Origin of the sequence: uncultured Maricaulis sp. (assembly GCF_963975345.1) — a bacterium.
Lineage (GTDB): Bacteria > Pseudomonadota > Alphaproteobacteria > Caulobacterales > Maricaulaceae > Maricaulis.
In genome coordinates this window covers 47,065-66,485 of sequence record NZ_CAXBGE010000008.1, presented here as the reverse complement: position 1 = coordinate 66,485, position 19,421 = coordinate 47,065, and the positions used below count along the sequence as shown (strand labels likewise).

The window sequence follows — 19,421 nt, the reverse complement described above, 5'->3', positions numbered from 1 at the left end:
CTTTTGAACGGGCACGGATAGATCATGAGCGAAGATCTCCGCAAGATCATTATCGACGGCCAGGAAATCGAAGTTCCGACTTCCTATACGCTGTTGCAGGCCGCCGAGACCGCCGGGCGCGAGATTCCGCGTTTCTGCTATCACGAGCGCCTGTCGGTGGCCGGCAATTGCCGCATGTGTCTGGTCGAGCTGGTCGGAGCGCCGAAGCCGGCCGCTTCGTGCGCCATGCAGGTCAAGGATATGCGCGGCGGGCCGAATGGTGAGCCGCCGGCGATGAATACGCTCTCGCCCATGGTCAAGAAGGCGCGCGAGGGGGTGATGGAGTTTCTCCTGATCAACCACCCGCTCGATTGCCCGATCTGCGACCAGGGCGGTGAATGCGATCTGCAGGACCAGTCGATTGCCTATGGCCGCACCGGTTCGCGCTTTCCTGAAAACAAGCGCGCCGTCGAAGACAAATATATGGGCCCGATCGTCGCGACCGAGATGACGCGCTGCATCCAGTGCACGCGCTGCGTCCGCTTCGTCACTGAAGTGGCCGGCGTGCCCGAGATCGGCATGATTGGCCGCGGTGAAGATGCCGAGATCACCACCTATCTGGAAAAGGCGATCACCTCGGAGCTCTCCGGCAATGTGATTGATCTCTGCCCGGTCGGTGCTTTGACCTCCAAGCCCTACGCTTTCAATGCCCGCCCCTGGGAGCTCGAAAAGACCGAGACCATTGATGTGATGGACGCGGTCGGCTCGAGCATTCGCGTCGATGCGCGCGGACCTGCGGTTTTGCGGATTCTCCCACGCGTCCATGAGGGCGTGAATGAGGAATGGATTTCCGACAAGACGCGCTATGCGTGGGAAGGCCTCGGCCGCCAGCGCCTCGACAAGCCCTATGTCCGCGAAGCCGGCAAGCTGCGCGCCATCGATTGGCCCGAAGCCCTGACGATTGCGGCTGAGAAGCTGTTGGGCGACGCCTCGAAGATCGGCGCCATCGCCGGCGATCTCTGCTCGGTCGAAGAAATGAAGGCCGCCAAGGACCTGTTCGATGCCCTCGGTGTCGTCTCCTATGATTGCCGTCAGGACGGATCGAAACTCAATTCCGGCAATCGCCAGGATTATCTCTTCAACACCACCATTGCCGGTATCGAAGAGGCCGACGCGATCCTGATCATCGGTGCCAATCCGCGCATCGAAGCGACCATGGTCAATGCGCGCATCCGCAAGACCTGGGTCCATAACGACACCCAGGTCGGCCTGATCGGTGCGCCGGTTGATCTGACCTATCCTTATGAGCATGTCGGCACCTCTGCCGCCGATCTCGCCGGACTGGCCAAAAAGCGGTCCGGCTTCATCAAGACGCTGAAAGACGCCAAGCGTCCGATGATCATTCTCGGCTCGGCCGCGCTGGCTGGCGCTGACGGGGCGCAAGTCCTGCGCGCGGCCGGTGAACTGGCTGCCGCCATTGGTGCTGTGAGTGCCGACTGGAACGGCTTCAACGTGCTGCACACCGCCGCCAGCCGCGTCGGTGGTCTCGATCTCGGCTTCGTGCCGGGCAAGGGTGGTCATGACGTCGCCGGCATGCAGTCGGCCAAGATGGACACCATCGTGCTGCTGGGCGCTGACGAGCTCGACATGGCCAGCTTCGGCAAGGCCTTCGTGATCTATCTCGGCAGCCATGGCGATGCCGGTGCCCACCGCGCCGATCTGATCCTGCCCGGCGCCGCCTGGACCGAGCAGGACGGGATTTTCGTCAATACCGAGGGCCGGGTTCAGCTCGCCTCGCGCGCCGTCTTCCCGAAAGGCGATGCGAAGGAAAACTGGGCCATTTTCCGCGCCCTGTCCGAGCGGCTCGGCAAGACCTTGCCCTATGACAATCTGGCGCAATTGCGCCGCAAACTGTTCGCCAGCCACGCCGTCTTCGCCGGGATCGATTATGCCCCGGGGGCTGACGATGCGGCCGATTTCGACGTCGCCAAGATCGGCGCCGATGGCGCGGTCACCTCGGGCGATTTCGGTGTCGCGGTGACGGATTTCTACTTTACCAACCCGATTGTCCGGGCCTCGAAGACGCTGGCGGAATGTTCCGCTCTCGCGCGCGGGCCGGCCAAGGTGGCGGCAGAATGAGACAGGGGCGCAGCATGAGCTTTCGCAAGACAGTCCTGAGCCTGGCCGTACTCGGTCTTGGTCTCGCCGTGCCTGCCGCGTCTGCACAGACGGCGCGTTCGGGCCTGGATGCGGCCTCGGCCAGTGCTATCGTCGCTGGTTGTCAGGCTTGGTCGGGCGAGCACAATGTACCGATGACCGTCGCCGTGTTTGACCAGTCGGCCAATCTCCAGGCGCTGCTGCGCATGGACGGCGCTATCCCGGTCTCGCTCAATGTTGCCCAGTTGAAAGGGCGCACGGCCGCCGGCGTTGGCGAAAGCACGGCCAATCTCGCCGCGCAAGCGATTGAAGAGCCTGCGATCTATCAGGTGCCGGGCATGTCGGTGCTGCAGGGCGGTGTGCCTATCTTCACCGCGGATGGCGTGTTGCTCGGCGGCGTCGGTGCGTCAGGCGGCAGCGGGGCCGATGACGAGGCTTGCGCGATGGCGGGCGTTGAAGCGGCCGGGTTGGCCTATAACCGGGGCGGGGCGGAGTAGAGGCATGGCTGATTTCATCACCCAATTCGGCTTCTGGGGCGGCCTCGGCATGGCGGTGCTGCAGATCCTCGGCTTCACCATCGTGCTGCTGATCTCGCTGGCCTTCCTGCTGCTGATGGACCGCAAGGTCTGGGCGGCGGTGCAGATGCGCAAGGGCCCGAACGTGGTCGGCGCCTTTGGCCTGCTGCAATCCTTCGCCGATTTCTTCAAATTCGTGTTCAAGGAAATCGTCATTCCGGCTGGCGTTGATCGGCCGCTCTATCTGTTGGCGCCGCTGTTGACGCTGATCCTCGCCTTTGCGACCTGGGCCGTGGTGCCGGTGGCGCCGGGCTGGGTGATCTCCGACCTCAATGTCGGCATTCTCTACCTGCTCGCCATGTCCTCGCTGGGCGTTTACGGCGTCATCATTGGCGGTTGGGCTTCCAACTCGAAATATCCCTTCCTCGCCGCCCTGCGTTCGGCGGCCCAGATGGTCTCCTATGAAGTCTCGATCGGCTTCGTGATCGTCACCGTGCTGCTGTTTGCCGGCTCGATGAATCTGACCGTGATCGTCGAAGCCCAGTCGGGCGGATTCTGGAACTGGAATGTGCTGGCCGGGCGCGCCCTGTTTGAACACGGCTGGCCGATGTTCCTGGTGATGATCCCGATGACGGTGATCTTCTTCATTTCGGCGCTGGCGGAAACCAACCGGCCGCCCTTCGATCTGGCGGAAGCGGAATCGGAACTCGTGGCTGGCTATCAGACCGAATATTCCTCAACGCCCTATCTGCTGTTCATGATCGGCGAGTATCTCAACATCGTTCTGATGTGTGCGATGACGACGATCCTGTTCTTTGGCGGCTGGAACCCGCCGATCGAGCTGGATACCAGCGCCTGGCCCTACATGGTCTCGCACCTGTGGTTCTTCTTCTGGTTCGCGATCAAGGTCGTGTTCTTCTTCTTCATGTTCGCCATGGTGAAGGCCATCGTGCCGCGCTATCGCTATGACCAGCTGATGCGGCTGGGCTGGAAAATCTTCCTGCCGACCGTGCTGGCCGCCGTCGCGCTGGTTGGGGCCTACATCACCTTCGGGGCACAGGGATAATCGTCATGGGCCGTATCGAACAAACTGTACGCGGTGTCCTGTTGATGGATATTTGGGCCGCTTTCTACGTCGGGATGAAGTATTTCTTCCGCAAGAAGGCGACGCTCAACTATCCCTTCGAAAAGGGACCGCTCAGCCCGCGTTTTCGCGGTCAGCACGCGCTGCGCCGCTATGCCAATGGCGAAGAGCGCTGCATTGCCTGCAAGCTGTGCGAAGCGATCTGCCCGGCCCAGGCCATCACGATCGAAGCGGAACCGCGCGAGGACGGCTCGCGCCGCACCACGCGTTACGACATCGACATGACCAAGTGCATCTATTGCGGCTATTGCCAGGAAGCCTGCCCGGTCGACGCCATCGTCGAAGGGCCGAATTTCGAATACGCCGTCGAGACGCGCGAAGAACTGTATTACGACAAGGCAAAACTGCTCGCCAACGGTGATCGCTGGGAACGGGAAATTGCCAAGAATCTGGAACTCGACGCGCCGTATCGCTGATACGGCCGTTATCTGAGAAGCAAGAGAACGGAAGAGGGCGCTATGCTCGCAACACTGGCCTTCTGGGCCTTTTCCGGAGTGCTGATATCGTCGGCCTTTATGGTCGTGATCGCGCGCAATCCGGTCAGGTCGGTCTTATTCCTGATCCTCGCCTTCTTCTCGGCGGCGGGCCTTTTCGTCCTGCTCGGGGCGGAATTCCTCGCCATGTTGCTGGTCGTTGTCTATGTCGGCGCGGTCGCGGTCTTGTTCCTGTTCGTGATCATGATGCTCGACGTCAATTACACCGAGCTGAAGCAGGGCTTTTTGAGCTATCTGCCGCTTGGCGCGATTGTAGCGCTGATCCTCGCCGGTGAGCTGGTGATGATCGCCCTGACCTGGCAGACCTCGCCGCAAGCGCAATCGCTGCGCGCCGCCGCGACGCCGGATGGCATGTCCAATATCGAAGCGCTCGGGCAGATTCTGTATGATGATTACATCTTCTTCTTCCAGACCTCGGCCCTGGTTCTGCTGGTCGCCATGATCGGCGCCATCGTGCTGACCCTGCGGCACAAGTCCGGCGTCAAGCGCCAGAATGTGACGGCCCAGGTTGGCCGCCGCGCCGAAGAAGCCGTCGAATTGCTCGACATCAAACCAGGACAGGGGATTGGCGAATGATCGATATCGGTCTGGGACATTATCTCGCCGTCGCGGCGATCCTGTTCACGATTGGCGTGTTCGGGATTTTCGTGAACCGCAAGAACGTCATCGTCGTCTTGATGTCAGTCGAGCTGATCCTGCTGGCGGTGAATGTGAACCTGGTGGCGTTTTCCAGCTTCCTCGGTGATCTCACCGGGCAGGTCTTCGCCCTGTTTGTGCTGACCGTGGCTGCGGCCGAGGCCGCCGTCGGTCTCGCCATTCTCGTCGTCTACTTCCGCAACCGGGGTGATATCTCGGTTGAGGGCGCCAATCTGATGAAGGGCTAAGGGGATTATGGCAGAACTCATCGTCTTCGGGCCGCTGTTCGCTGCGGCCTTCGCGGTCCTGCTGGGCAATTATGTCGGGCATCGCTTTGCCCAGATCGTCACGACCGGCTTTGTCGTGCTCTCGGCCCTGTTATCGATCCTGAATTTCTTCGACGTCGCCTATGGCGGCAATACCCAGACCATTCAGCTGGCGACCTGGATGTCGGTTGGCGCTTTCGACGTCAGCTGGGCGATCAAGCTCGACACGCTGTCCTCGGTGATGCTGGTCGTGGTCACCAGCGTTGCCTCGCTGGTCCATATCTACTCCTGGGGCTATATGGCGCACGACCCGCACCGGGCGCGCTTCTTCGGCTATCTCTCGCTCTTCACCTTCGCCATGCTGGCGCTGGTCACCGCCGACAATTTCCTGCAGCTCTTCTTCGGCTGGGAAGGCGTTGGTCTCGCCTCCTATCTGCTGATCGGTTTCTGGTACAAGAAGAAGTCGGCCAATGACGCCGCGATCAAGGCCTTCGTCACCAACCGGGTTGGCGATTTCGGCTTTGCCATCGGCATTATGGCGCTCTTCCTCGTGTTCGGTTCGGTCGGCTTTGACGATGTGTTCAGCCAGGTCGGCGATCACGCCACCACCACGCTCGCCTTTGCCGGCATGGACCTCCCGGCCATCGAGCTGATCGCCTTCCTGCTGTTTATCGGCGCGATGGGTAAATCGGCGCAATTCTTCCTGCACGTCTGGCTGCCCGACGCGATGGAGGGCCCGACGCCCGTTTCCGCGCTGATCCACGCCGCCACCATGGTCACCGCCGGCGTCTTCCTGGTCTGCCGCTGTTTCCCGATTTTCGAAGCGGCACCGAACGCCTCCGCCTTCATTACCGTGATCGGGGCGCTGACGGCCTTCTTCGCCGCGACCGTCGGTCTGGCCCAGAATGACATCAAGCGCGTCATCGCCTATTCGACCTGTTCACAGCTGGGCTACATGTTCTTCGCCGCCGGGCTTGGCCTGTATGGCGCTGCCATGTTCCACCTGTTCACGCACGCCTTCTTCAAGGCGCTGCTCTTCCTCGGATCCGGCTCGGTCATCCACGGCCTGCACGATGAGCAGGACATGCGAAAAATGGGCGGGCTCTACAAGATGATGCCCGCGACATGGATCATGATGCTGGTCGGCACACTCGCCCTGACCGGGGTCGGCCTGCCATTTGCGACCCTCGGGGTCGGCTTCCTGCCGGATCTCGGCTTTGCCGGCTTCTTCTCCAAGGATGCGATCATCGAAGGGGCCTATATGGCCGGCCAGCAGGGCATCGCCTTCGGCACGCTCGCCTTCTGGGTCGGCGTTATCGCGGCGCTGCTGACCAGCTTCTATTCCTGGCGCCTGATCTTCATGACCTTCAACGGCACCTTCCGCGGTGACAAGCACACCTTCGATCACGCCCATGATCCGCCTTGGTCGATGATGGGGGCGCTGGTCGTGCTGGCGATCGGTGCGATCTTCGCCGGCGGCCTGATGAAGAATGATTTCATCGGCTCCAATTCGGCGCATTTCTGGAATGAAAGCCTGCCCGGAGCCGTCCATGGACCGGCTGTGGCCGGAGCCGATGGCGATGGCCATGCCGAGCTGGCAGCGATCAGTGAGGCAGTAGTCGTTGAACAGTCAGCTAACGCGCATCCAGCAGCAGCTGAGGGAGAGGCTCACGCGTCCGGTGAAGAACATCCACCGGTTTGGGTCATCCTGGCGCCGTTTGTTGTTACCCTGATTGGCTTTTTGGCCGCGATCTATGCCTATCTGATCAATGTCGGCATGGGCGCCCGCATCGCCGCGCGTGGCGGTCCGATCCACTCGCTTCTCTACAATAAATGGTATGTCGACGAGATTTACCATTTCATTTTCGTGCGAGGTGTCAAAGGCTTGGGCGATGTGTGCTGGAAGTTCTTCGATGTCCGTGTGATCGATGGATTTGGTCCAAACGGCTTTGCCGGCATGGCCTTTGCCGCCGCCAAGCGCCTGTCCAAGGGCCAGACCGGTTTTCTCTATCACTACGCATTCGTGATGCTGATTGGCGTTCTCGGGTTGACCCTGTGGATTCTCGCCACCTCAGGAGGCCAATAGCATGTTTTCCGAGCTCGATGCCTTCCTGTCGATACTGACCTTTACGCCCGCTATCGGTGCTGTAATCATTGCTGTTTTCCGGTTCGCCTCGCGTCCGGAAGACCAGGCTTTGATCGACCGGAATTCGCGTCTCGTCGCCCTGGTGACGACCCTCGTCACCTTGGCATTCGCCGTCGTGATGATGTTCGAATTCGACCCGGCAGTGAGCGGCTTCCAATTCGTGCATGAGGTTGTTTGGCTTGAACAAATCGGCATGGGCTATCGCATGGGCGTTGACGGCATCTCGGTGCTGTTCGTGCTTTTGACGGCCTTCCTGATGCCGATCTGTATCCTCGCCTCGGGCGCGATCGAAAAGCGCGTCGCCGATTACATGATCGCCTTCCTGCTGCTGGAAACCATGATCCTCGGCGTGTTCAGCGCGCTCGATCTCGTTGTCTTCTATGTGTTTTTCGAAGGCGGCCTGATCCCGATGTTCCTGATCATCGGCGTCTGGGGCGGCCAGAACCGGGTCTATGCCGCGTTCAAATTCTTCCTCTACACCCTGCTCGGCTCGGTGCTGATGCTGGTGGCGATGATCTATATGTTCATGCAGGCTGGCACGACCGACATCACCGTCCTGCTCGAAACCAGCTTTTCACCGCAAGCCCAGACTTGGCTCTGGCTGGCCTTCTTCGCCTCGTTTGCGGTCAAGATGCCCATGTGGCCGGTGCATACCTGGCTGCCCGATGCCCACGTTCAGGCTCCGACCGCCGGCTCGGTCATTCTGGCCGGTGTGCTATTGAAAATGGGCGGTTACGGCTTTTTGCGCTTCTCGCTGCCGATGTTCCCCAATGCCACGGCCTATTTTGCCCCGATGGTGTTTGTCCTCTCCCTGATCGCGATCATATATACTTCCCTGGTCGCTTTCCGTCAGACGGACCTGAAGAAGCTGATCGCCTATTCCTCCGTCGCGCATATGGGATTTGTGACACTGGGCCTGTTCTCGATGAATATGCTCGGCGTACAGGGCGCGATCTTCCAGATGATCTCGCACGGTTTCATCTCCTCAGCGCTCTTCCTGTGCGTCGGCGTGATCTATGACCGAATGCATACCCGCGAAATCGCCTTCTATGGCGGTGTCGTTCACAAGATGCCGGTCTATGCGGCGATCTTCGGTCTGTTCGTGATGGCGAATGTCGGCTTGCCGGGCACATCCGGATTCATCGGCGAAATCATGACGATGATCGGTGGCTACCAGTATGCCTGGTGGGTCGGTGCCGGCGCCGCGGTCGGGATTATCCTGTCGGCGGTTTACATGCTGACCGTCTATCGCGACGTCGTTTTTGGCGAGATCACCAATCCGAAAATCGACACGATGACCGATCTCAACCGCACGGAATGGATCATCTTCGTGCCGCTGATCATCATGACGCTTCTGCTCGGCGTCAGTTCGACCTTGGTGACCGATATCACGGCCGCGTCGGTCGATGCGCTGATTTCCAACTTTGATGCGGCCATCGCCGCAACGGCTCAGTGAGAGGCCTGACATGACCGCGGATATGCTTCCCCACGACCTGTCGCTCCTGACACCGGAATTGATGTTGGCCGGCGGCGCCATGGCGCTTTTGATGCTTGGCATTTTCCTCAAGGGGCCGGGCACGGCACGCCTGGTGCACCTGCTCACCATCGCGCTCTTGCTCGGGGCCGGCTTCGCCGCGCTCTTCCTGACCGGTGATAATGGCCAAGCCTTCAATGGCGTCTTCGTGCTCGATCCGCTGGCGAAGTATGCCAAGGTGGCGATCGCATTGACCGCCGCCTTCGCCCTGCTGGTGGCCTTGCCCTATCTGGAATCGGAAAAGCTCTCCAAGATCGAATTCCCGGTCCTGTTCGCACTCGCCGTCACCGGCATGGTGATCATGGTTTCGGCCAATGATCTGATCACGATGTATATGGGCATCGAGTTGCAATCACTGGCGCTTTACGTCCTGGCCGCCTTCAATCGCGACAGTCTGCGGGCCTCTGAATCCGGTCTGAAATATTTCGTCCTCGGGGCACTCGCTTCAGGCCTTCTGCTGTATGGCGCGTCGCTGATCTATGGCTTCACGGGCGCAACAGGCTTTAACGAGATTGCCATCGCCGCCAGTAGTGAGCCGTCCATCGGTCTGATTTTCGGCATGGTTTTCGTGATTTGTGGCCTGGCCTTCAAACTCTCTGCCTCGCCCTTCCACATGTGGACGCCGGATGTCTATGAAGGCGCACCCACGCCGGTCACCGCCCTGTTCGCAACGGCGTCGGAAATGGCGGCCATCGTCTTGCTGGCCCGCTTCCTGCTGGAGCCATTTGGCGGCATGATCGATCAGTGGCGTGACGTGATCTGGATCATTGCGGTGCTATCGATGGGCGTTGGTGCCTTTGGCGCTCTGACGCAGCAGAACTTCAAACGCCTGATGGCTTATTCCTCGATCGGCAATATGGGCTATGGCCTCGTTGCCATCGCCGCCGCCAGCCAGACCGGCGTCTGGGCTTTGCTGATCTTCATGTCGCTCTACATGATTTCCGTGATCGGCACATTCAGCGCCATCTTGGCGATGCGGACCCGTGAGGGCCAAGTCGAACAGATATCCGATCTGGCCGGTCTGGCGCAAACCAATCCGGGGCTCGGCTGGTCACTGACCGCGTTGATGTTCTCGATTGGTGGTTTGCCATTCTTCGTTGGCTTCTTCGGCAAATTCTTCGTCGTGTTCGCCGCCGTCCAGTCCGACCTGATTATATTGGCCGTCCTCGCCGTCCTGTTTAGCGTCGTGAGCGCGGGCTATTATCTGCGCATCGTCAAGGTGATGTGGTTCGATCCGCCGGAGGTGACCTTCGTGCGGCCGGCGATGAGTATTTATTGGGTCACACGCGTGGCCGGCTGGTCGACCCTGTTCCTGCTGCCAGCCTTGGGCTGGCTGGTCTACCGGGCCTATAGCGTCGGCCTCCAGCTGATTTAAACATTGGCCGCCTCCGCGCCCCGCGTCGAATGGCTGGAGCAAGCCGGGTCGACGAATGCCGAGGCGCGCACCCGCGCGCTGGCGGGTGAGTGCGGTCCGCTCTGGCTTGCGGCGCGGCGACAGACGGCGGGCCGGGGACGCCGGGGTCGCGCCTGGCAAAGCCTTGACGGCAATCTCTTCGCCAGCGGGCTCTACGTTATTGACCGCCCGCCCGCGCAGGTGGCCCAGCTCTCCTTCGTCACGGCGCTGGCCGTTGCCGCCGTCTGCGATGCGGCTCTGGGAGATGTCGCCCGCACACGGCTGAAATGGCCCAATGATGTCCTCGTCGATGGCCATAAGGTTGCAGGCATATTGCTCGAATCCGGCGCCGCACCCGGGGGTGGGTTGTGGCTGGCGATCGGGGTCGGAATCAATCTGGTCGCAGCGCCTCAAGATACCGAACGGCCAGCGGTCGCATTGAGCCAAGCGGGTGCGAGCCTTGACCGTGAGGCGGCGCTGTCGCTGTTGGCGGGTGCGTTTGAATCCGGGTTCCAACACTGGATGCAAAGCGGCTTTGGCGCCATTCGTGATCGCTGGCTCACCCGCGCCCACGGACTGGGCGAACGCTGCGTCGTCCGCCTGCCCAATGAGACCCTCGACGGCGTTTTCGGCGACCTCGGGCCGGACGGTGCGCTGCGCCTCGACTTGGCCTCGGGTCAGCACAGGTATATCTCGGCGGGCGAAGTGTTTTTCCCAGGCCCGGGAGAGGAGAGCTAGACATGCTGCTCGCGATCGATTGCGGTAATACCAATATTTTGTACGCCATCCACGATGGCAATGACTGGGTCGCGCAATGGCGCGCCGGCACGGAAAGTACACGCACTGCCGACGAGTACGCCGTCTGGCTCTCCCAGCTGATGGCGCTGCGTGGCTTCAAGTTTTCCGATATCCATGCCTGCGTCATATCGACCGTGGTGCCTCAGGCCCTATTCAATCTGCGCAACCTGGCGCGCCGCTATTGCGAATGCGAGCCGATGATCGTCGGCGAACCCGGCATCAGGCTCGATATCGAGGTCCGACTCGAACGACCGCAGGATGCCGGCGCCGACCGGCTTGTGAACGCGCTCGGCGCTCGGGCGCGCTATCCCGGTGCCCTGATTGTGATCGATAGCGGCACGGCGACCACCTTCGATGTCATCGCCGCCGACGGTGCGTTTGAAGGCGGTATCATCGCACCCGGCATCAACCTGTCCATGCAAGCCCTGCACGGCGCGGCAGCCAAATTGCCACGCGTCGCAATCGCCAAGCCGGACCACGTTATGGGCAAGGATACGGTCAGCGCGATGCAGTCCGGGGTGTTCTGGGGCTATATCGATCTCATTGACGGGCTTGTCGAACGGCTCCGGTGTGAGTATGGCCAGCCCATGACGGTGATCGCAACGGGCGGCGTAGTTTCGCTCTTCGAAGGCGCGTCCCGGACGATCGAGCATTACGATCCCGATCTTACCATCCGAGGCCTGCTGGAGGTCTGGAAACTCAATGGCGGTGCCAATTGACCGATAGTATGTATTTTCTGCCGCTGGGCGGATCCAATGAAATTGGCATGAATCTCAATCTCTTCGGCTACGGGCCGGAGGAGAACCGCAAATGGATCATCGTTGATTGCGGCGTCACTTTTGGGGATCTATCGACCCCCGGCGTCGATCTGATCATGCCCGACCCGGCCTTTATCGAGGAACGTCGCGGCGATCTCGTCGGTATGGTGCTGACACACGCCCATGAAGACCATATGGGCGCTGTGGCGCATCTCTGGCGCAAGCTGCGCTGTCCAATCTGGGCAACCCCCTTCACCGCTTGGCTGGTGCGTGACCGCCTGCGCGAGCATGGTCTGCTCGACGCCGTGACCTTGCACGAGGTTGGGCTCGACAGCCGTTTCAATGTCGGCCCATTTGATTGCCAGATGATCACGCTGACCCATTCCATCCCTGAACCGAATGGTCTGGCGATCCGCACACCCGCCGGGCTTGTCCTGCACACCGGCGACTGGAAGATCGATCCCGATCCTCTGATCGGCGAAGCCACCGATATCCCCGCGATCAAGGCGCTGGGCGAGGAAGGTGTCCTCGCAATGATTTGCGACAGCACCAATGTCTTCTCCGAGGGCGAATCCGGTTCGGAATCGGGCGTGCGCGACGAATTGATCAAAGTGATCGGCGAGCATAAGGGCCGCGTTGCGATTGCCGCATTTGCGTCCAATGTCGCGCGCCTGCAATCGGCGATCGAGGCGGCCGAGGCCAATGGCCGCCGCGTCTGTCTGGTGGGCCGCTCCATGCACCGCATGACCGCCGCCGCCAAGGCCGTCGGCATGCTGTCGCATGTCCAGGATTTCGTCAACGAAGAGGAAGCGGTCACCTATCAGAAGAACCGCATCGCTTATTTGTGCACCGGCAGCCAGGGCGAGGAGCGCGCGGCGCTGTCGCGCATCGCCGCCGGCAATCACCGCAATGTCACCCTGACCAAGGGCGATACCGTGATCTTCTCCAGCCGGGTCATACCGGGCAATGAAGTCGGGATTTTCGAGCTGCAAAACCAGCTGGCCGAGAAGGGCGTCGAGATCATCACCGAGCGCGACCGCCCGATCCACGTTTCTGGCCATCCATGCCGTGGTGAGTTGGCGCAGATGTATGCCTGGGCCAAGCCGAGCGTCGCTATTCCGGTGCATGGCGAACGCCGCCACCTGCTTGAGCACGCCGCCTATGCACGCAAGCTGCAGGTGCCGCATTCGGTCTCCGTGCGCAATGGCGATATGGTCGAGATCCGCTCCGACGGCACTGCTTCCATCATCGACGAGGCCCCGGCACGGCGTCTACATCTCGACGGCAAATTCCTCACTCCGGCTGATGCGACCTCGATGCGCGAGCGGCGCAAGCTGGCAACGGCCGGCTATATCGTCGTGGCGCTGGCGGTCGATAGTAAGGGCCGCTTGATTTCCGGCCCCGATATCAAGCAGGCTGGTCTGGCCGAGAGCGCCGATTTTTCGATCGATGATTTCCTCGATGCACTGGAAACCTCCGCCGAGGAATGTTTCGAAAAACTGCATCCTCGCGTCAAACGCGATGAGGATCAGATGGAAGAGGAAATCCGTCGCGCCGTGCGGCGCACGGCATCGGGCATCTGGGGCAAGAAGCCTATGGTCGATGTGATGGTTCTAGCGGTCTAGGGAGTTGGGGATGCAGGTCGGACGTCTCAATCATGTCGGGGTCGCAGTGCCCGATATCGAAGCCGCCAAGCAGACCTATGCCGGGATGTATGGCGCCAGCGAAGCCACCGCGACGCGGGACTTTCCCCATCTCGGTGTTCGGGTCGCCTTTATCAAGCTGGCCAATAGCGAGATCGAACTGCTCGAACCGCTCGGTGCGGAAAGCCCGGTGCACAAATTCCTCGAGCGCAATCCCAAGGGCGGTCAGCACCATATGTGTTTCGAAGTGCCCGACATCATTGCGGCGCGCGACGATATGCGGGCCAAGGGCGCGACGGTGCTCGGCACCGGTGAGCCCTATATCGGCGCCCATGGCGTCCCGGTGATCTTCATCCACCCCAAGGATAGCTGTGGTCTGTTGATTGAGTTGATGCAGGAGCCGGTCCGATGATGCGTTGGTTCTCCCGTGGGGCGGTCGCCCTGGCTGGCCTGCTATGGCTGTCGCGCTTTTTTATTCGCGATGGCGGCGTCGGCATCGCCAATGGCGTCGTGGTGTTTCTTCTAATCTGGTGGGTCATGCTGTTTCCGATGCTCCCGATTGGCGTCACCAGTCAGACTGAGGATGGTGATGTCGTCGCGGGCACCGAGCCGGGCGCACCGACCCGGCCAAATCTGGCCAAGAAGCTGTGGTGGACGACCACGATCACTTCGGTCGTCTGGATCGCCTATTTCATCTTGATGCAGAGCGGCGTGCTGGCGCAGCTCACCCCGCATGGCGGGCGGTGGGGCTAGCGCCTCAAGGCACGGCCACGCCAATCACTCGTCGGGCAGGCGGCTAAAGACTTGCCCATCCGCGCGCGCGACCATCACGCCATCTTCGAGCGCAAACACAAAATCCTGGCCGTCGACCGGGTCAACCAAACGGTCCGCGCTGATCGGCACCAGACGGAAATGAACATAGCCGCCGAACAGGCCGCGCAAATCGCGACTCGCGATATCCAGCTGCATGATCGGCTGCGCATTGCCGCCAGTGGTGTAGCTCCCGGCAATCTCGGCCAGCCTGGCGGCAGGCATATCAAAGCGTGACTCGGTGCGCGGTGGATCATGCGGCCAGTCATAGGCGATTTCGGCCGTCCGATTGATGTCCGGGATTAAATGCTGGGCGTTATTGCCATTGGTCATGACGATAATCGCGTCGCCGCGGGACGGCAGGGCGATCAGATTGCACCGATAACCTTCAGCACTGCCGCTATGGTCCCAGCGGCGTTCGCCGAGATGGATGCTGGTCCCGATTCCCAATCCGTAATCATCGCTGATGGCCGTGGTCATCTCGTGCGCGATCTCGGGATCGATGCCGCGATCCTGCGCACCATCAGAGGCGGCCATCAGTGCGATCAGGAAGCGGCCATAGTCGCTCGGCGTGGTCCAGAGGTTGGCGGCGGCCTGTTCGGGGTAAAGATGCCAACCACCGTCAATCGGCTCACCATTCCAGCCATGGGCGCGGGCAATTCGGCCCTCGGCGATGCCGTCTGGCCCGTTCAGTGCGAAACTGCTCGAACTCATACCGACCGGATCGAGCACGAGGCGTTGTATCAGCGCGGCAAAATCCTCGCCCGAGGCCTGTTCTGCCCACAGCTGGGCGATTTCATAGCCACCGCCGGAATAGCGCCAGGGATGCTCGGGATCGAAATCGATCGCGACCGCCGGTGTATTGGTTCGCTGTGCCCCTGTGACAATTTCCAACGTGTCCGGTAGCGGTGTTCCAACCGGATAGCCGGGATAGCCGTGGATGGTGGCGCCGGCTGTGTGTGACAACAGCCCACGCAAGGAAACCGTTCGGCCCTCAGGGTTTATCGCCGCGAGATCGAAACTGCCCAATTGGCCGGTCAGATCGGCATCAATGTCGAAGCCACGCTCGCGCGCCAGCGCCAGAATGCCCGCTGCCGCCACCGCTTTGGAGAGTGAAGCGGCTTGGAACAGGCTGGCCGGATCGACATCAGCGCCATAGGCCGCTGCCCAAGCGATCTCGCCATCACGCACCACCGCAATCGATACCGCCGGCACATCATAGGCGGCCAGCTGGTCTTCAATCCCCCGGTCCGAGGCGTCATCGCCCGCAATGGTGACTGTAGGCACCAGCTGGGTTTCAATCGCGTGCCGACCGGCATCGACGGTTGGGTCGCTCGGCCCGGCATTGTTCGGACTGTCGCAGGCGGCAAGCGTGCAGGCGACGAGGAGGGCGAGCCCGATGATTGCAGGCCTCGGCATTGAGCGGTTTTTCATCAGCGGAATCTCAAACTACGAACAGGGCCAAAAGCTACCGCGTGCAGTTGTGTTTGCAAGCAAGGGATGTGCGCGTTCGCATGCCGGCAGCGCCCGCTAATCTGCACACGCAAAGACACATCGCTTGTATTGCGCGCCGGACCCGGTCTAATTGAACCCAACCTCCAGCTTGGACTGATATCGATGCGCCTGTCCCGATTTTTCCTGCCCGTCCTGAAGGAAACCCCTTCGGATGCCGAGATTGTCTCTCACCAATTGATGCTGCGTGCCGGCATGATCCGCCAGCAGAGCGCGGGGATATATTCCTGGCTGCCGCTGGGCTGGAAAGTCCTGCAAAAGATCGAGCAGATCGTGCGTGAGGAGCAAAACCGGGCCGGCGCCATCGAATTGCTGATGCCGACCTTGCAGTCGGCGGATTTGTGGCGCGAGAGCGGGCGCTACGACGATTACGGCCAGGAGATGCTGCGCATTGTCGACCGCAAGAAACGTGAAATGCTCTACGGGCCGACCAATGAGGAGATGATCACCGACATCTTCCGCAGCTACTGCCGCTCCTACAAGGACGTGCCCAAGCTGCTCTATCATATCCAGTGGAAATTCCGCGACGAGATCCGCCCGCGTTTCGGCGTCATGCGTGGCCGCGAATTCCTGATGAAGGACACCTATTCCTTCGATATGGATGAGGAGGGTGCCCGAAAATCCTATAACCGGATGTTCGTCGCCTATCTCAACACCTTCACGCGCCTTGGCCTCAAGGCGGTGCCGATGCGCGCCGATACCGGCCCGATCGGCGGCGACCTCTCGCATGAATTCATCGTTCTGGCCGAAACCGGCGAGAGCGAGGTTTTCTGCCATGCCGATCTGGTCGAGATGGGCGCGCCCGGCCTGGACGTTGATTTCGACGGCGATTTGCAGCCGCTGGTCGATCAGCGCACGGCGCTCTATGCCGCGACGGAGGAAATGCACGATGCGGCGGCCTTCGCCGCTGTTCCCAAGGACCGGCAATTATCGGCCCGCGGCATCGAAGTCGGCCATATCTTCAATTTCGGCACCAAGTATTCCGAGCCGATGAAGGCCAATCTCACCCATCCCGACGGTCAGGACCGGCCTGTGCATATGGGCTCCTACGGGGTGGGCGTGTCACGCCTGCTCGGTGCGATCATCGAAGCGCATCATGACGATAAGGGCTGTATCTGGCCCGACAGCGTGGCGCCGTTTGATGTCGGCATCATCAATATGCGCGTTGGCGACGAGGCCTGCGATGCCGCCTGCGACGCTGCCTATGCCCGTCTCGTCGAAGCCGGGCTCGACCCGCTCTATGACGACACCGATAATCGGGCCGGTGCGAAGTTCGCGACCGCCGATCTGATCGGTCTGCCTTACCAACTGGTGGTCGGTCCGCGCGGGCTGAAAGAGGGCAAGGTCGAGGTCAAGATCCGCCGTAGCGGCGAGACGCATGAATTGGCGATAGAAGACGCCGTGTCGCGCTTGGCCGCGAAAGACTTCGCCCATGGCTGAGGCCCCCGTGATCGATCCGGGTGGCGCAATGCCGTTCAGCCCCTATGAGTTCCAGATTGCCGGGCGTTATCTGCGCACCAAGCGCAAGAATGGCGGCGTCGCCCTGATCGCGATGATCTCGTTTTTCGGGATTGCGCTGGCGGTGACCGGACTGATCGCGGTGATGTCGATCATGAATGGCTTTCGCAATGAGCTGTTTAGCCAGCTTCTGGGCTTCCAGCCCCACGTCTATGTCGACACGCGCGTCATCGAGCCGGATGAAATTGGCGGTCTGGTCGCGCAAATCGAAGCGCTCCCTGGTGTCAAGAGCGCCGATCCGGTGGTTCAGGGCCAGGTCATGGCCTCCACTGAGCAGTACGAAACGGTAATTCAGGTGCTTTCGATCAGCCCTGATGACCTGAGCCAACTCGATGTGGTGCGCAGCGGCGGTGATCCGCGCAGCCGCACCGGTATCACCCAAGGTTCGATCGAGGAGTTTGGCGCCGGCCGCCATGGCGGCGATGTCATCGTGCTCGGCACCGGCGTGGCAAGGCGGTTGAACGTCAATGTCGGTGACTACGTTACCTTCCTGACCGCGCGCGGTGCTTCGACCTCCTTCGGCGTCGCGCCGCGGCGCAAGGCCTATTATGTCGGCGCGCTGCTGGCAGCCGGCGTTTCGACCATCGACGATGCCATCGCCTTCATGCCGCTTGAGCAGGGCCAGCTCTTTTTCGGCCGCGACCAGGCCATCGACATGATCCAGGTTAGGCTCGACGATCCCCAGCTCGCGGCGAGCTTTGTTGATCCGATCGCGACAATCGTCGGTGCCAATGCGGTGGTGTATGATTACACGCGGCTGGATCCGGCATTTTACAACGCGCTGCAATTTGAACGGTCGGCGATGCGGATGGTGATGACCATTGTGATCGCCATCGCCGCGCTGAACATCATTTCTGGTCTCGTCATGCTGGTGAAGAACAAAAGCCGCGACATCGCCATTTTGCGCACGATGGGCGCGACCCAGGCGTCGGTCTTGCGGATCTTCCTGATCGTCGGCGCCAGTATCGGCATGCTCGGCACGCTGGCCGGCATCATTCTGGGCATATTGTTCGTGATCAATGTCGGACCGATCCAGGATTTCATCACCTGGGTCACAGGCGCCCAGGTTTGGGATCCGAGTGTGTATTATCTTTACCGGATACCGGCCGAGCTGGACTGGGGTGAGGTCGCCTTCGTCTCGATTTTCGGTCTCGCCGTCTCCCTCTTGGTCACTCTGCCACCCGCCTGGCGAGCGGCCCGGCTCGATCCTGTCGAGGCGCTGCGCTATGAGTAATCCGGTTCTCGAGCTGCGCAATATCGAGCGGACCTATGTCACCGAGGCTGGCCCGCTGCAGGTCCTGCGAGGCGTCGATCTGGTGCTGCAGCCGGGCGAGATTGTCGGCCTGGTCGGCCCGTCCGGTTCGGGCAAATCTTCCCTGCTGCACGCGGCCGGCCTGCTGGAACGTCCCGATAGCGGCGATGTTCTGATCGGCGGCGTCGCGACGCGGGCGATGACGGATCGTCTGCGTACCGCCATGCGCCGCCGCGATATCGGCTTTGTCTACCAATTCCACCATTTGCTGCCCGAATTCGATGCGCGCGAAAATATCGTGCTGCCGCAACTGATCGGTGGCGTGTCGCATCGCCGGGCGATTGAGCGAGCCGACCAGCTTCTGGCCATGCTCGGCCTGAGCGATCGTGCGGCGCACCAGCCGGCCCAATTGTCGGGCGGCGAACAACAACGCGTCGCCATCGCGCGGGCTTTGGCCAATTCGCCGCGGGTATTGTTGGCCGACGAACCGACCGGTAATCTCGATCCGGCGACCTCCTCGACGGTGTTTGAAGCGTTTCGCGATACCGTGAGAGAGCAGGGCGCAGCGGCCCTGGTGGCAACCCATAATCACGATATCGCTGATCGGATGGACCGAGTCGTCACTTTCGCCGACGGCCATCTGACGCCCTATACCGGGCCCTGACACCTCCAAACCTGAGTCGATTTTTTCGTGTTCCGCTTGACGTTCTGCCTTTTCCATGAAAAGAACAAAACATGAACACGCCATCGAAGGGGTTCAAAATGCGTCGTATGGTTCAAGATATTTCGGCGGCGACTGCCATTCTCGGCTTCGCTTGGATGATCACCCTGTGGGGATCGGTTCTCGGCGCGGTCTGATCGCGTTA

Annotated in this window: 18 protein-coding genes; 17 read left to right on the top strand and 1 reads right to left on the bottom strand. The window is 61.1% G+C overall.

Going from position 1 to position 19,421, the window contains the following annotated elements; all coding sequences use genetic code 11:
* Nucleotides 1-24 precede the first annotated feature (24 nt).
* The 14 genes from nuoG to AAC029_RS10000 are packed head-to-tail and all read left to right on the top strand — an operon-like array spanning nucleotide 25 to nucleotide 14,216.
* Complete coding sequence (gene nuoG / locus AAC029_RS10065; protein ID WP_339747063.1) at nucleotides 25-2,118, top strand: NADH-quinone oxidoreductase subunit NuoG; 2,094 nt, start codon at nucleotides 25-27, stop codon at nucleotides 2,116-2,118.
* Between the two features lie 14 nt (nucleotides 2,119-2,132).
* Nucleotides 2,133-2,633, top strand: a complete 501-nt coding sequence (locus AAC029_RS10060; protein WP_339747061.1) for a heme-binding protein — start codon at nucleotides 2,133-2,135, stop codon at nucleotides 2,631-2,633.
* A 4-nt stretch (nucleotides 2,634-2,637) separates the two neighbouring features.
* Nucleotides 2,638-3,717 carry an NADH-quinone oxidoreductase subunit NuoH gene (gene nuoH / locus AAC029_RS10055; protein ID WP_339747059.1) on the top strand — a complete coding sequence of 360 codons (1,080 nt, stop codon included), beginning with the start codon at nucleotides 2,638-2,640 and terminating at the stop codon, nucleotides 3,715-3,717.
* Nucleotides 3,718-3,722: 5 nt separating this feature from the next.
* Nucleotides 3,723-4,211 carry an NADH-quinone oxidoreductase subunit NuoI gene (nuoI, locus tag AAC029_RS10050; RefSeq protein ID WP_339747057.1) on the top strand — a complete coding sequence of 163 codons (489 nt, stop codon included), beginning with the start codon at nucleotides 3,723-3,725 and terminating at the stop codon, nucleotides 4,209-4,211.
* 42 nt (nucleotides 4,212-4,253) lie between these two features.
* On the top strand, nucleotides 4,254-4,865 hold the full coding sequence (locus tag AAC029_RS10045; RefSeq protein WP_339747054.1) for an NADH-quinone oxidoreductase subunit J: 612 nt from the start codon (nucleotides 4,254-4,256) through the stop codon (nucleotides 4,863-4,865).
* Complete coding sequence (gene nuoK, locus AAC029_RS10040; RefSeq protein ID WP_339747324.1) at nucleotides 4,865-5,173, top strand: NADH-quinone oxidoreductase subunit NuoK; 309 nt, start codon at nucleotides 4,865-4,867, stop codon at nucleotides 5,171-5,173. The genes AAC029_RS10045 and nuoK overlap by 1 nt, the downstream gene beginning before the upstream one ends.
* Nucleotides 5,174-5,180: 7 nt before the next feature.
* On the top strand, nucleotides 5,181-7,277 hold the full coding sequence (gene nuoL / locus AAC029_RS10035) for an NADH-quinone oxidoreductase subunit L (RefSeq protein ID WP_339747052.1): 2,097 nt from the start codon (nucleotides 5,181-5,183) through the stop codon (nucleotides 7,275-7,277).
* 1 nt (nucleotide 7,278) lies between these two features.
* The gene (locus AAC029_RS10030; RefSeq protein WP_339747050.1) at nucleotides 7,279-8,793 is read left to right on the top strand and encodes an NADH-quinone oxidoreductase subunit M; all 1,515 of its coding nucleotides are present in this window, start codon (nucleotides 7,279-7,281) and stop codon (nucleotides 8,791-8,793) included.
* Between the two features lie 10 nt (nucleotides 8,794-8,803).
* Nucleotides 8,804-10,246, top strand: a complete 1,443-nt coding sequence (gene nuoN, locus AAC029_RS10025) for an NADH-quinone oxidoreductase subunit NuoN (RefSeq protein ID WP_339747048.1) — start codon at nucleotides 8,804-8,806, stop codon at nucleotides 10,244-10,246.
* Between the two features lie 3 nt (nucleotides 10,247-10,249).
* Nucleotides 10,250-11,002 (top strand): biotin--[acetyl-CoA-carboxylase] ligase, encoded by a 753-nt coding sequence (locus AAC029_RS10020; protein WP_339747046.1) that lies wholly within the window; start codon nucleotides 10,250-10,252, stop codon nucleotides 11,000-11,002.
* Nucleotides 11,003-11,004: 2 nt separating this feature from the next.
* Nucleotides 11,005-11,781: a type III pantothenate kinase gene (locus tag AAC029_RS10015; protein WP_339747043.1), complete on the top strand. Its 777-nt coding sequence runs from the start codon at nucleotides 11,005-11,007 to the stop codon at nucleotides 11,779-11,781.
* Nucleotides 11,782-11,828: 47 nt separating this feature from the next.
* On the top strand, nucleotides 11,829-13,445 hold the full coding sequence (locus AAC029_RS10010; protein WP_339747041.1) for a ribonuclease J: 1,617 nt from the start codon (nucleotides 11,829-11,831) through the stop codon (nucleotides 13,443-13,445).
* A gap of 10 nt (nucleotides 13,446-13,455) precedes the next feature.
* Entirely contained in the window at nucleotides 13,456-13,875 is a 420-nt protein-coding gene (gene mce, locus AAC029_RS10005; RefSeq protein WP_339747038.1) for a methylmalonyl-CoA epimerase, read from the top strand.
* Nucleotides 13,872-14,216 carry a DUF1467 family protein gene (locus tag AAC029_RS10000; protein ID WP_339747036.1) on the top strand — a complete coding sequence of 115 codons (345 nt, stop codon included), beginning with the start codon at nucleotides 13,872-13,874 and terminating at the stop codon, nucleotides 14,214-14,216. Before mce ends, AAC029_RS10000 begins: the two co-directional genes overlap by 4 nt.
* Before the next feature lie 24 nt (nucleotides 14,217-14,240).
* Here the strand turns inward: AAC029_RS10000 and AAC029_RS09995 are convergent, their stop codons facing one another.
* Nucleotides 14,241-15,692 carry a serine hydrolase domain-containing protein gene (locus AAC029_RS09995; RefSeq protein WP_339747034.1) on the bottom strand — a complete coding sequence of 484 codons (1,452 nt, stop codon included), beginning with the start codon at nucleotides 15,690-15,692 and terminating at the stop codon, nucleotides 14,241-14,243.
* A gap of 198 nt (nucleotides 15,693-15,890) precedes the next feature.
* On the opposite strand from AAC029_RS09995, the gene proS reads away from it, so the two are divergent.
* Genes proS through AAC029_RS09980 form a run of 3 tightly spaced genes read left to right on the top strand, consistent with a single transcriptional unit; the run spans nucleotide 15,891 to nucleotide 19,219 of the window.
* A complete protein-coding gene (gene proS / locus AAC029_RS09990) occupies nucleotides 15,891-17,225 on the top strand; it encodes a proline--tRNA ligase (RefSeq protein WP_339747032.1) in 1,335 nt (444 codons plus the stop codon).
* On the top strand, nucleotides 17,218-18,537 hold the full coding sequence (locus tag AAC029_RS09985) for a lipoprotein-releasing ABC transporter permease subunit (RefSeq protein WP_339747029.1): 1,320 nt from the start codon (nucleotides 17,218-17,220) through the stop codon (nucleotides 18,535-18,537). The genes proS and AAC029_RS09985 overlap by 8 nt, the downstream gene beginning before the upstream one ends.
* On the top strand, nucleotides 18,530-19,219 hold the full coding sequence (locus AAC029_RS09980; protein WP_339747026.1) for an ABC transporter ATP-binding protein: 690 nt from the start codon (nucleotides 18,530-18,532) through the stop codon (nucleotides 19,217-19,219). Before AAC029_RS09985 ends, AAC029_RS09980 begins: the two co-directional genes overlap by 8 nt.
* The last annotated feature ends 202 nt before the right edge of the window (nucleotides 19,220-19,421 follow it).